This is a genomic window from Streptomyces abyssalis, assembly GCF_001751365.1.
Classification (GTDB): Bacteria; Actinomycetota; Actinomycetes; order Streptomycetales; family Streptomycetaceae; genus Streptomyces; species Streptomyces abyssalis.
The window spans coordinates 1,191,174-1,203,751 of record NZ_LJGT01000040.1; the positions used below are offsets into that span (position 1 = coordinate 1,191,174).

Below are 12,578 nucleotides of genomic sequence, written 5' to 3' on the forward strand. Positions count from 1 at the left end.
TCGTTACGGGCCTTGTTCGCCCGAAGGGGTGATCCCTGTGGCCGGGGCGTGAGCGGGCGGCCGGGCCCGGCGTGCTCCGGCGGGCCGGACGGGGCCCCGCGGCTCCGGCGCCGCTCACGACGAAGGCTCCCCGGGACCCACATCCCGGGGAGCCTTCCCCTGCAACACCCGGTCGCGGACGCCCGTGCCGCGCCGCGCCGGTGTTACGGGTACGCCGTCACCGTCGCCACGTTGCTGCCCGCGTCCGCCGGACCGCCCGTGTCGTTGATGACGTGCTGGATCGTGCCCGTGCCGCCGAGCGACACCGACGTCATGTGATGGAACTTCACGCCCTCGGCCTGCGGCACCTCGAACGAACGGTCGGCGACCACCGACTCGTTGACGTTGAAGAAGCAGTAACTCCCCAGCCCGAAGGCCTGGTGGTCGGTGACGGAGCCGCCGACCTTGTAGGCGGCGTAGCCACGGCTGTCACCGTTCATCCAGGAGCCCTGGTCCGGCGGGTCGTAGGGCATCTCGTTCTGGAAGAAGTAGGTGCGGCCACCCTCGCCGTTCCAGATCACCTGGTACTTCTTGTAGTGCTCCGCGAACAGCCCGTACGCCGTCACGTCGCTCCCGTTGACGACGAGGCCCGTGTCGGCCGGGTTGGTGTCCCAGCCGACGCCGTCGCCGTGGTCCGCGCGCCACAGCCACAGATGGTCGGCGATGACGTGGGAGCTGTTGACGACCATGCTGATCTCGGACTTCGCGGCGCCGGCGCCGCCGATGCGGATGAACACATCGTGCAGCGACGTCGGGTTGGAGGCGTGATCCGCGTCCGCGCCCTCCGGACCGACCTCGACCAGCGTCGGCGAATTCTCCTTGCCCGCCTCGACGAGGAACCCGGCGAGCTTCACGCCGTCCACGTCGGCCACCTTCAGCACGGCGTGACCGCCCGTCGGCATGAGCGTCGCCAGTCCGAGACCCAGCACGACCGTGTCCGCCTTCGTCACCGCCAGCGGCTCGGACAGCTCGTAGACGCCCGGCGTCAGCAGCAGATGCTTGCCGTCCCCCAGCGCCGCGTTGAGGGTCGCGGCCGAATCGTCGCCGGCCTTCGCGATGTGGAAGTCCTCCAGAGGCAGCGACTCGCCCTCCGGGGCGCCGCCGGACCAGCTCGCGCCCGTGGCGTCCTGGCGCAGCGCGGGAACGAACACCCGGTATCCGCCGTCCCCGTCGACGTACAGGTAAGGCTTCTCGCGCACCTTCGGCGTCGCCTCGACCGTCGTGTACGGGGGTGACGGGAAGCCGCCGCCGCTCGGGGCGTTCTTCGCACCCACGAACACCATGTTCCAGTTCGAGCCCTCCCAGCTCTTCCACTCGGTGTTGCGCGAGAGCCACTGCTGCTGCGAGCCGGAACGCACCTGCCCGTCCACCACGGTGTCGGCCATCAGGCCGCCGCTGGACCAGCCGCCGTCGTCCAGCTCCAGGTCCCCCTTCACATGCATGCGGCGGTACGGAGCGGCCTGGGAGACCGCCCAGCGGTCCTTGCCGCCCGACGGGGTCACGGAGATGCCCTCGGCCGAACGCCAGAAGTTCTGCGTGGCGTTCCCGTCGAACCAGTCGGCCTCGGCGTGCACCGACCCCGAGACCTTCACGTCGCCGGGGGTCAGACCCAGGCCCGCGACCTGGGTGAAGAAGCCGACGTTCACGTCGACTTCGTACGAACCCGGCTTGAAGAGGAAGGCATGGCGGGCCTTGCCGAACTGGGCCTCCTCCTGCTCCTTGAAGACCGAGTCGACCTTCGCCTGGATGTCCTCGGCGGAGGTCTCCGGGCCGAAGACCGCCACGTTCGGGCCGAAGTCGGGCTCCGCGGCGGAAGTTCCGGAACCCGCGGAGAGACCGAAGGCGGAGGCGGCCCGGGGAGCGGTGGCCGCACCGAGGCCGCCGAGCCCGGCGGCGGCCAGCGTCGCCAGCACCGTACGGCGGCGGACAGCGGGCCGCCGCAGCGAGGCGGGGGCGCCCACGGCGGCCGGCGTCTCACCGGGCTCCTCGGCGCCGCGGGGCGAATGCGAAGTGGGGGACATGGGGGGTCCAACTCCTCGACGGTGTCAGGATGGTGAGAGGACCGTAGGCCTGGACCAATCATTGGTCAAGACTAAAGTTAAGACCTGAGAAAAGTAGGGCGCAGGCCACACCGACCGAACCCCGTACGGCACCGCCGCCGGCCTCAACCGGCCGGCAGACCACTGCCGATTCCCCTCGGCCACCCCCGCTACGCGAGCCCCCGCACCCGCAACGCACGCCGCAGATCATCCAGCTGATCCATCCACTCCCGGCGCAACGCCGGCGTCACACCCGCCCCCTCCACGCACTCCGCCCCACGACGCAGCACGCACTCGTCAACGACCGTACGAGGAAACCCCGTCCGCCCCACGATCGCCGCAACGGCAGGACCACGCCGCGCAGCCACCGGCACCGCATCCGCGAAATACCGCTCCGCGAAGCCCCCGCCGTCCAGAAACTCCCGCTGCCCCGCCTGCCAGAAACCCTCCGCCGTCGCCTTCAGCAGATAATTCGACAGACCGTCCGAGAAGAACATCGCCTCCCACGCCGCCTCTTTTCCCCCGGCGTCCGGCAACGCGGCCCTGCACCGGACAGCACCCTCCTCGCCCGCAGCACTCGGATCAGCAGCCAGCTCCGCATCGATCTCCGCACCGCCCACCGCGCCCAGCACCGACAGACGCAGCAACAACCGCCACCTCAACTCCGGATCCAGCACCGGCCCCCCGGGCACCGAACCCGCCTCCCACCAGCCGTACAACTCCACCGGATCCACAGCGCAGTCGATGAACCGTCGCACCGCCGTCAACCGCCGCCCCGCGGCATCCCCGCCGGCGTGCGCGCCACCACCGCCCGGACCCCCCTCGGCACCCGCCGCCCGCCCAGCCCCGGCACCCGACAACACCTCACGGCACACACCGCCCAGCAGTTCCAGCGCCGCACCACGGCCCGCCGCCGGCAGAAAACGCTCCGCGACCGTGTCACACGCGAACGACAGCACACCCTCCAGCACCGCCACCTCCCCCTCCGCCGGAGCATGCACACGCACCACCTCCAGGAACTCGCCCGGCGGCAGCTCACCGTCCCGCACCATGTCCCGCGCCGCGTTCCAGACCACCGCACGCGACATCGCATCCGGAAGACCCGACAGCGCACCACGCACCGACCGCCACGACACCTCGTCCAGGCGCACCTTCGCGTACGTCAGATCCCCGTCGTTCACCAGCAGCAGATCCGGACGCGGCCCCCCGGCGACCACCACCGACTCCGCCTCGTCCGCCGCCACCTCACGCTCAAGACGCTCCCGCAGCACCAGCCGCCCCGGATCCGCCGGCGCCAGATCGTAGAGACCCAGCCCCACACGGTGCGGGCGGCTCCCCTCATGCCGCAGCGCCACCGACCACTGACCACTGCCCTCGGCCACACGCGGCGACAGCCGGTCCACCCCCGTCGTACGAAGCCAGCGCTCCGCCCACCCGTGCACATCACGCTCCGACGCACCCGCCAGCGCATCGATGAAATCCGCCAGCGACGCATTCCCGAAACGATGCCGCGACAGATGCCTGTTCACACCCGCCAGGAAATCCTTCTCACCCAGCCACGCCACCAGCTGACGCAGCACCGACGCGCCCTTCGCATACGAGATGCCGTCGAAATTCAGCAGAGCCGAAGCAGCGTCCGGAACCGACTCCGGCACCGGAGCGACCGGATGAGTCGACTGACGCTGATCCGCGTCGTAACCCCAGCTCTTCCGCTCCGCCGCGAAATCGGCCCACATCCCCGAGAAGCGCGTCGCCTCGAACAACGTCTGATAACCCACGTACTCCGCGAACGACTCGTTCAGCCAGATGTCGTCCCACCAGCGCAACGTCACCAGATCCCCGAACCACATGTGCGCCATCTCGTGCGCCACCGTCACACCACGCGTACGCCGGTCAAGCTCCGTGACCGCCGACCGGAACACATACGTGTCCGCGAACGTCACAAGCCCCGGATTCTCCATCGCCCCCGGATTGAACTCCGGCACGAAAGCCTGGTCGTAGGAGTCGAACGGATACGGCTCGTCGAAGATCTCGTGATACCGGTCGAAACACCGCCGCGTGATGTCCAGCAGTTCATCGGCATCCGCCTCCAGGAACTCCGCGAGCGAACGCCGCACATGAAGACCGAACGGCAACCCCGCGTGCTCCGTACGCACCGAGTGATACGGCCCCGCCACCACCGCCACCAGATACGTGCTCAGCGGAGGCGTCGGCGCACACTCCCAGCGCCCCCCGGCCGCCCTCCGCGCAACACCGTTCCCCAGCACCGTCCAGTCGTCCGGCGCCGTCACCGAGACCTCGAAGACCGCCTTCAGATCCGGCTGGTCGAAACACGCGAACACCAGCGGCGCGTTCGCCAGGAAACACATCGAGTACAGATACACACGACCGTCCGCCGGATCCGTGAAACGGTGCATCCCCTCACCGACCCGCGAATAGCGCATCCGCGCCCCGACACGCAGCTCATGGGCCCCCTCAGCCAGGCCCCGCAGCCACAGCCGGCCGTCCGCGAAAGCCGTCTCCGGATCCAGTGCCACCCCGTCCAGCTCCGCGCTCAGCAACTCCTCGGGCCGCACCTCCACGAACGAATCCGCCCCGCCCCGGCCCTCCTTCACGGAGAACCGCACCGTCGTGGCCGAGGCGAACACCTCCTCGCCGCACGTCACATCCAGATCGATGACATACCGCTCCACATCGAGGAGCCCGGCCCGCGTCTGCGCCTCATCGCGCGTCAGTGCTGACATGCGCGCCATGCTCCCGCACGCCGTGGTCCGGGCGCACCGCAGTAATCCGCAGCTCCGGCTCAGTACTTGGGCCCGACGTGCGCGTCCATCAACGCGACGGAGGCGCGGCGGGCTATGGAGATGTTGAGCGGATCGCTGCCGCGGGCGAGGGTGGTCCACTGGACTCCGAGCCCGTCCAGAGTGTCGCTGAAGATCTTCCTGATGTCGTCGGATCTGTTGGTGAAGAAGTACCGGGGATATTCGTAGCGTTTGCGCTTCCCGCCCACCATCCTCGTCGTCCAGTTGGTGATGCGGCACCCGTCGGAATGCACGAGTCCCCGGATCAACTCCCAAGGGTGCGCATCGACGATCTCCTGCTGCCAGGCGCCGAGTTCGATGCGCCGCTCGTGTTTGCGTCCCGGGCCGTGCTGCGGGAAGAGACAAGGCCAGTGCGGGTTGTACGCGGTGACCATGACGCAGCCCTTCCCTCGTACGCGAAATACCGCATTGCACGGACGAATCGTCTTGACGGCCTTGGCGCACTCGTCGATGAGCCCCGGCCAGGCATCGGAGCAGGCGATGCGCAGGGAGTAGGTGCGGGCGAGCCGGCTGACGCAGCCGTCGCCGAGATATAGACCGAGCAGATAGGCGTAGTTGGCGGTGTCCGAAGGAGTCGTGGGAGGGTCCGCACATCTGATGCACCGGCCCGCACCGGATGAGGCCGGCAGGAGCCGCTTCTGCCAGGCACGGAGCGCCGACCGGGAGATGCCGGTCTGCTTGCTCACGGAGTTGAGGCTGCGCCCTTGCCCTACAAGTGCAAGTGCCCGTTCACGCACTGTGACGTCGTACATGTACGCGAGCTTGGCGAGCGCATGTGCGACGTGCGGGAATTCGAGGCTGCGTTACTTCGTGCGAGCGGAGAAATGCGATATCGCTTGCAGCCCGCGAATCGAAGGTGAAGTGCCCCGGGTCGGATTCGAACCGACACTGTATGGGTTTTGAATCCATCGACTCTGCCGTTGGTCTACCGGGGCGAGGTGCAAATCGAAGGTTCGCGACCACCTGCTGTGCGACCACCTTACAGGACCCCGGTACCCTCGTACCTTCCACCTGTGCGGAAACGAGGAGCCCAGTGAGCACCGCGGACATCCCCGAGCCTGACCACTCCGGCGCCGGCGCCTCCGGTGCCGAGGAGGAGAACGCGCATGTGCCGCCGCTGACCACGCGAGTGGTGATCGCGGAGGACGAGGCGCTGATCCGGATGGATCTCAAGGAGATGCTGGAGGAGGAGGGCTACTCCGTCGTCGGTGAGGCAGGTGACGGCCGCAGCGCGGTGGAGCTGACGCGGGAGCACCGTCCGGATCTGTGCATCTTCGATGTGAAGATGCCGGTGCTGGACGGGATCTCGGCTGCGGAGCAGGTCGCGGAGGAGAGCATCGCGCCGGTGCTGATGCTGACGGCGTTCTCGCAGCGTGAGCTGGTGGAGCGTGCGCGGGACGCGGGGGCGATGGCGTATCTGGTGAAGCCGTTCAGCAAGAGCGATGTGGTGCCTGCGATCGAGATGGCGGTGTCGCGGTTCACGGAGTTGCGGGCGCTGGAGAAGGAGGTCGCGGACCTCTCGCAGCGGCTGGAGACGCGGAAGCTGGTCGACCGTGCGAAGAGTGTGCTGCAGACGCAGTACGGGCTGACGGAGCCGGCGGCGTTCCGGTGGATACAGAAGACGTCGATGGACCGGCGGCTGTCGATGCAGCAGGTTGCGGAGGCCGTGATCGCGGACGGCGAGGAGCGCAAGGGGCAGAGCCAGCAGAAGTAGCCGGGTGCGTGGGAACGGGGCCGCCCCTGCTGGGGCGGCCCCGTTCCGTGTCGGGTCAGTTTGTGTGGGTCAGTCCTCGCCGGGTCAGTCCTCGCCGAGGTAGGCCTTGCGTACCGACTCGTCGTGCATGAGTTCCTGGCCGGTGCCGGAGAGGGCGATGGTGCCGATCTCCATGACGTGGCCGTGGTCGGCGAGGGAGAGCGCGGCTTGGGCGTTCTGTTCGACGAGAAGGATCGTCGTGCCCTGTGCCTTGAGCTCGGTGATGGTCTCCATGATCCTCTGCATCATGATCGGGGAGAGGCCCATGGAGGGTTCGTCGAGCATGAGCAGCTTGGGCTGGGACATGAGCGCGCGGCCCATGGCGAGCATCTGCTGTTCGCCTCCGGAGAGGGTGCCGGCGGCTTGGCCGCGGCGTTCTCCGAGGATGGGGAAGAGGGTGTAGGCGCGTTCGATGTCCCGTTGGATGCCGGAGGCGTCCTTGCGGAGGAAGGCGCCGAGTTGGAGGTTCTCGGCGATGGTGAGGCGGGGGAAGATGCGGCGGCCTTCGGGGGAGTGTGCGAGTCCCTTGGCGACGATCTTGTGTGCGCCCATGTCGTTGATCACTTCGCCGTCGAAGGTGATCTTTCCGGCGAGGGGTTTGAGCAGGCCGGACAGGGTGCGAAGGGTGGTTGTCTTGCCTGCGCCGTTGGTGCCGATGAGCGTGACGACCTGGCCGGCTTCGACGCTGAACGAGATGCCTTTGACGGCTTCGATCTTGCCGTAGGCGACGCGGAGGTCTTCGACTTCGAGGAGTGGCATCAGTGCTGCTCTCCCTTCGGGTTCTCGCCTGTCCCGGTCTGTCCGCCGTCGTGTGCCGCGGCTTCGCGGGTTTCCGCTTCGCGGACTTCGGCTGCTTCGGCTTCGCCGGGTTCCCCTTCGAAGGGTGTGCCGAGGTAGGCGGCGACGACGCGTTCGTCGGCCTGCACTGCCTCGGGTGAGCCTTCGACGAGTTTCTCGCCCTGGACGAGGACGGCGACGCGGTCGCAGAGATTGAAGATGAAGCGCATGTCGTGCTCGATGACGAGTACGGCTGTGCCTTGTTCCCGTACGGCGAGGACGAGGTCGCGGGTGGCGCTGGTCTCGCCGGCCGTCATGCCTGCCGTGGGCTCGTCGAGGAGCAGCAGTCCGGGTTCGCTGGCGAGGGCGCGGGCGATTTCGAGCTTGCGCTGTTCGCCGTAGGGGAGGTTGCGGGCGAGGTGTTCGCGCTTGCCGGCGAGGCCGGTGAACTCCAGGAGTTCCATGGCGCGTTCTTCGGAGCCGCGTTCGGCCTTGCGGAAGCCCGGGCCGCGCAGGAGCGCGGAGAGCAGGCCTTCCTTGGTGCGTGTGTGGCGGCCGACGAGGACGTTCTCGAGGACCGTCATGTTGGCGAAGAGGCGGATGTTCTGGAAGGTGCGGGCGATGCCTGCCTTCGTGACCAGGTGGGAGCGGTGCGGCAGCACTTTCCCCTTGTAGGCGACCTGGCCTTCGGTCGGTATGTACAGGCCGGTGAGGCAGTTGAAGAAGGTGGTCTTCCCGGCGCCGTTGGGGCCGATGAGTCCGACGATCTCGCCGCTGTCGACGTCGAGGTCGACGTTGCGCACTGCGGTGAGGCCGCCGAAGCGCATGGTGACTCCGCTGGCCCGCAGTACGTCGGTGCGTCCTGCGGGTTGGGCCTGCGGTGTGCCGGTGGTGGTCGTGGTGGTCATCGTCTATGCCTCCGTCTTGCTGAGGCCGGGGCCGCCGGTGGGTACGTCGAGCTGGCCGGTTTCGTGGAATTCGAGCTTCTTGCGGCGGTCCGCGATGAGGCCTTCGGGGCGGTAGCGCATGAGGAGTACCAACGCGAGTCCGAAGAGGAGGAGTTGGTAGTCGCCGATGAACTGGAGTTTGGCGGGGATGAGGTAGAGCAGTGAGGCGCCGATGAGGGGTCCCGACACGGTGCCCATGCCGCCGAGGATGACCGCGGCGAGCAGGAAGGCGGAGTTGGGCGGTACGACTTCGACGAACTGGTACTGCTCGGGTGTCACGGACGAGGTGACGTGTGCCTGCACGGTTCCGGCCATACCGGCGAGGGTGGCTCCGAGTGCGAAGGCGATGAGCTTGACGCGGAAGCCGTTGATGCCCATGGCGCGTGCGGCGGTCTCGTCCTCGCGTACGGCTACCCATGCGCGGCCGATGCGGGAGCGGTCGGCGCGGCGGAAGATCGTCACGATGATGATCGTGAAGAAGAGCATCAGCAGGTAGTAGTTGGCGAACGGGCCGAGTTCGACGCCGAGGACCGTGTGGTCCTCGCCGAGGTTGAAGCCGAAGATCACCAGGTCGGGGATGTTGGCGATGCCGTTGGCGCCGTTGGTGACGGCGGGCCCTGAGGAGCCGTCGAGGTTCTCCATGCCGATGCGGAAGATCTCGCCGAAGCCGAGGGTGACGATGGCGAGGTAGTCGCCGTGGAGCCGCAGTGTCGGGGCGCCGATGACGACGCCGAAGATGAGCGAGGCGCCTGCTCCGGTGAGGACGGCGGCCCAGAAGGGGAAGTGGACGCCGAGTACGGAGGTGTTGGATCCGGAGACGAGTGCCGCCGCGTAGGCGCCGACGCCGAGGAAGGCCACGTATCCGAGGTCGAGGAGTCCGGCGAGGCCGACGACGACGTTGAGGCCGAGTGCGACGGTGGCGAAGATGAGGATGTTGGCGGCGACGGAGGTGTATTGGTCGCTGCTCTGTGTGAAGGGGAAGCAGGCCGCTGCGACGAATGCCGCGGTGAAGGTGATGTTGCGGTGCTTCGCGGTGAGTTTGGACAGGCGCTGGCTGAGTCCGGCGCGTGCGAGGGCGGTGGCGCCGAAGCCCACGAGGATCAGGAAGCCGATGAAGAGTTCGCCGTACGGGGTGTCGATGCCGTAGGTGAAGACGAACAGCCCGACGCCGAAGGTGACGGCGATGGTGAGCAGTTCGGCCCAGCCGGGCAGTTCCCGCGCGGCGGCGGGTGCGGGTGCTTTGAGGGAGTGGCGGAAGCGCTGCCAGGGTCCGGGGTCGCGCAGTGCGGGGTCGGCGGGGTCGAAGGGTTCGTCGGCGCGGAGGCCGAGGGCGCCGACGACGGTGAGGAGGCTCGTGAAGACGGCGACCCACATGCCGGGTTCGAAGTGGATGAACCCGCCGAGTACGACGGCGATGGCTCCGGCGGTGAACCAGGCGACGCCGAATGTGCCGAGGGCCGCCAGGGTCACGGGCGCGGTCCGGCCGCCGGGGGTGAGCCAGCGCAGTCCGCGTACGCCGTTGCCGGCGAGCAGGAAGGCGATGGTGAGCAGCGACCCGGCGAGGGTGAGGGTCTGCAGGTCGACGGGTGAGCCGTAGTAGGTGAGGTCGCCGGGGAATTCGGCGGTCCAGGTCCAGGCGAGCATGGTGCTCGCGAACGTGCCGACGGCGCCCGCGAGGGTGAGGGTGCGGGCGGCCTTGGGCGGCAGCGGCAGGGTGCCGGGTGCGCCGGTGGGGTCGAGGGGTTCGGCGGGTGCGGTGGTGGCGGTGGTTCCCGCTTGGGGGTCGGTGGTTGCCATCGCTATCACGCCCTGTCCGCGACGCGTTCGCCGAGCAGGCCCTGCGGTCGTACGAGCAGCACGAGGATCAGCAGGACGAATGCCCATACGTTCTTCCAGGCGCCGCCGCCGAAGAGTTCCATGCCGGGTATGTGTTCGATGTACGCGGTGGCGAGTGATTCGGCGAGGCCGAGCACGACGCCGCCGACCATGGCTCCGTAGATGTTGCCGATGCCGCCGAGTACCGCTGCGGTGAAGGCCTTGAGGCCGAGGATGAAGCCGATCTTGAAGTCGATCTGCCCGTACTTGAGGCCGTAGGCGATGGCCGCCACCCCGCCGAACGCGGCGCCGATGGCGAACGCGGTGACGATGATGCGGTCGGTGTTGATGCCCATGAGCTTCGCGGTGTCGGGGTCCTGCGAAGTGGCCTGCATGGCGCGGCCGGTGCGGGTCTTGGCGACGAAGAAGCCGAGGGCGATCATGCAGATGGGCGCGGCTATGAGGAGGAAGAGTTCGCCGCGCTGGACGTTGGCGCCGAGGAGCTGGACGCTTTCGCCGCTGAACTGGGGGAAGCTGCGGGCCTTCTTGGCGTCGGGGTAGAAGCTCCAGATCAGCTGCTGGAGCATGATCGACAGGCCGATCGCGGTGATGAGCGGCGCCAGGCGGGGTGCGTTGCGCAGCGGCCGGTAGGCGAAGCGTTCCGCTCCGATGCCGACGAGGACGGACACTCCCACGGCCATCACGAGCATGAGGGGGAGCGCGAGGGTGAGGGCTGTTCCCTGCGGGAGAAGCAGCCAGGCCGTCAGGCCGCCGAAGGCCCCGAACATGACGATCTCGCCGTGGGCGAAGTTGATGAGCTGAACGATGCCGTAGACCATCGTGTAGCCGATCGCGATGAGGCCGTACATCGCGCCGAGGATGAGTCCACTGGCCAGTTGCTGCGGCAGGTCGTTCACCGCGGGGCCTCCGAGTGGTGTCTGGATACAGCCGCGCGGGGGCGCTGTTCGCGTCCCCGCGCGGCGTAGTGGTGTGGATGAACGGGGCGGTCGCCCTGCTCAGTCTTCTTCGAAGGTGCCGGTCTTGACGGGCTTGTGAACGCCGTCCTTGACCTCGTACAGCGAGAGCTGCTTGTTGGTGGTGTCGCCGTACTCGTCGAAGCCGACCTTGCCGCTGACGCCGTCGAACTTGACGTCCTGCATGGCTTCGACGACCTGCTCGCGGGTCTCGTTCATGTCCTCGGGCAGATTGCCGTCGTTCTTCTCGGCGACTGCCTTGACGGCCTGGATGATTGCCCAGGTGGAGTCGTAGGCGTAGCCGCCGTATGCCTCGTAGGGCAGCTTGTAGCCGGCGGCCTCGTAGTTCTTGACGAACTTCTTGGCGCTGTCGAGGGTCTCGAGCGGTGCGCCGACGGACGAGGCGATGTCGCCCTCGGAGTTCTTCTTGGCGAGCTTGACGTACTCGGCGCTGAACAGTGCGTCGCCGCCGACGACGGGGCCTTCGAGGCCGGCCTTCTTGGCCTGGTCGGCGAGCGGGGCGCCGGCCGGGTACTCGCCGCCGTAGTAGACGAAGTCGGGCTTGGCCTTGGCGACCTTGTTGACCACCGCGGTGAAGTCCTTCTCCTTCGGGTCGACGTGGTCGGTGCCGACCACTTCGCCGCCCAGGTCCTCGAACTCCGACTTGAAGGTGCCGGCGAGGCCCTTGCCGTAGGTCTTCTTGTCGTCGATGACGTAGACCTTCTTGAGCTTCTTCTCGTTGTACATGTACTGCGCGGCGTACGGCCCCTGGATGGCGTCCGTGGTGCAGATGCGGAAGTACGTCTCGAAGGGGCGTTCCTTCTTGCCGGTCCGCCAGTCGACGCCCTGCGTCAGCTCGGGGGCGGTGTTGGCCGGCGAGACCTCGACCATCTTCGCCTTGTCGAACACCTTCTGCATCGACTGGCCGACGTTGGAGTTCAGCGGGCCGACGGCGCCGACAACCTTGTCATCGGCCACGAACTTGTTGGCGTTCTGCTGCCCGGCGGAGGGCTGGGCGGCGTCGTCGAGCGCCTCCAGCTTGAACTTGACGCCCTCGACGGTCTTTTCCTTGTTCGCCTGCTTGACGGCGAGGTCGGCCGAGTTCTTGATGCCCTGGCCGAGCGCGGAGAGATCACCTGTGAGCGGGGCGTCGAGACCGATGGTCAGAGTGGTCTCCCCACCACTCTTTCCGCTGTCCTCGCCGCGTGAGCCGCATGCCGACAGCGTGAGAGATCCCGCGGCGACCGCCGCGGTGCTGATGATGAGCAATGAACGGTGGCGCACGATCAGTCCTTTCCCCTGGCGCGGCCTTCGGAGATGAAGGGCCGTGTCGCGCGCCGGGGCCCCTGAGCCTGGAACGGTTCAGGTTTTGCACTGCACACCCGGCTGCGCGGTGACTGGCGGTGACTCTA

At 67.9% G+C, this 12,578-nt stretch carries 9 protein-coding genes and 1 tRNA gene; 1 reads left to right on the forward strand and 9 read right to left on the reverse strand.

The window, feature by feature from the left end; all coding sequences use genetic code 11:
- Window positions 1-203 precede the first annotated feature (203 nt).
- The 4 genes from AN215_RS20000 to AN215_RS20015 all read right to left on the reverse strand — a co-directional run bounded on the left by AN215_RS20000 (window position 204) and on the right by AN215_RS20015 (window position 5,835).
- The gene (locus tag AN215_RS20000) at window positions 204-2,060 is read right to left on the reverse strand and encodes a coagulation factor 5/8 type domain-containing protein (RefSeq protein ID WP_079123216.1); all 1,857 of its coding nucleotides are present in this window, start codon (window positions 2,058-2,060) and stop codon (window positions 204-206) included.
- Window positions 2,061-2,248: 188 nt separating this feature from the next.
- A complete protein-coding gene (pepN, locus tag AN215_RS20005) occupies window positions 2,249-4,831 on the reverse strand; it encodes an aminopeptidase N (RefSeq protein WP_420856197.1) in 2,583 nt (860 codons plus the stop codon).
- Window positions 4,832-4,881: 50 nt separating this feature from the next.
- The gene (locus AN215_RS20010; RefSeq protein ID WP_070012151.1) at window positions 4,882-5,652 is read right to left on the reverse strand and encodes a helix-turn-helix domain containing protein; all 771 of its coding nucleotides are present in this window, start codon (window positions 5,650-5,652) and stop codon (window positions 4,882-4,884) included.
- Window positions 5,653-5,762: 110 nt separating this feature from the next.
- Window positions 5,763-5,835, reverse strand: a tRNA-Leu gene (locus AN215_RS20015).
- 113 nt (window positions 5,836-5,948) lie between these two features.
- On the opposite strand from AN215_RS20015, the gene AN215_RS20020 reads away from it, so the two are divergent.
- Window positions 5,949-6,614, forward strand: a complete 666-nt coding sequence (locus tag AN215_RS20020; RefSeq protein WP_070012497.1) for an ANTAR domain-containing response regulator — start codon at window positions 5,949-5,951, stop codon at window positions 6,612-6,614.
- A gap of 84 nt (window positions 6,615-6,698) precedes the next feature.
- Here AN215_RS20020 and AN215_RS20025 read toward each other — a convergent pair whose 3' ends face one another.
- The 5 genes from AN215_RS20025 to AN215_RS20045 form a co-directional block, all read right to left on the reverse strand.
- Window positions 6,699-7,415 (reverse strand): ABC transporter ATP-binding protein, encoded by a 717-nt coding sequence (locus AN215_RS20025; RefSeq protein WP_107374433.1) that lies wholly within the window; start codon window positions 7,413-7,415, stop codon window positions 6,699-6,701.
- Window positions 7,412-8,338, reverse strand: coding sequence for an ABC transporter ATP-binding protein (locus tag AN215_RS20030; RefSeq protein ID WP_070012153.1), 927 nt, complete (start codon window positions 8,336-8,338; stop codon window positions 7,412-7,414). The genes AN215_RS20025 and AN215_RS20030 overlap by 4 nt, the downstream gene beginning before the upstream one ends.
- Window positions 8,339-8,341: 3 nt before the next feature.
- On the reverse strand, window positions 8,342-10,174 hold the full coding sequence (locus AN215_RS20035) for a branched-chain amino acid ABC transporter permease (protein ID WP_070012154.1): 1,833 nt from the start codon (window positions 10,172-10,174) through the stop codon (window positions 8,342-8,344).
- 5 nt (window positions 10,175-10,179) lie between these two features.
- Window positions 10,180-11,109: a branched-chain amino acid ABC transporter permease gene (locus tag AN215_RS20040; RefSeq protein ID WP_070012155.1), complete on the reverse strand. Its 930-nt coding sequence runs from the start codon at window positions 11,107-11,109 to the stop codon at window positions 10,180-10,182.
- Window positions 11,110-11,208: 99 nt separating this feature from the next.
- Window positions 11,209-12,450: a branched-chain amino acid ABC transporter substrate-binding protein gene (locus AN215_RS20045; RefSeq protein WP_070012156.1), complete on the reverse strand. Its 1,242-nt coding sequence runs from the start codon at window positions 12,448-12,450 to the stop codon at window positions 11,209-11,211.
- Between the last annotated feature and the right edge of the window lie 128 nt (window positions 12,451-12,578).

What these genes read in the sequence shown, in the direction of transcription:
- AN215_RS20000 (WP_079123216.1), bottom strand. Translation starts at nt 2,060, where the DNA reads ATGTCCCCCACTTCGCATTCGCCCCGCGGCGCCGAGGAGCCCGGTGAG.
- pepN (WP_420856197.1), bottom strand. Translation starts at nt 4,831, where the DNA reads ATGGCGCGCATGTCAGCACTGACGCGCGATGAGGCGCAGACGCGGGCC.
- AN215_RS20010 (WP_070012151.1), bottom strand. Translation starts at nt 5,652, where the DNA reads ATGTACGACGTCACAGTGCGTGAACGGGCACTTGCACTTGTAGGGCAA.
- AN215_RS20030 (WP_070012153.1), bottom strand. Translation starts at nt 8,338, where the DNA reads ATGACCACCACGACCACCACCGGCACACCGCAGGCCCAACCCGCAGGA.
- AN215_RS20035 (WP_070012154.1), bottom strand. Translation starts at nt 10,174, where the DNA reads ATGGCAACCACCGACCCCCAAGCGGGAACCACCGCCACCACCGCACCC.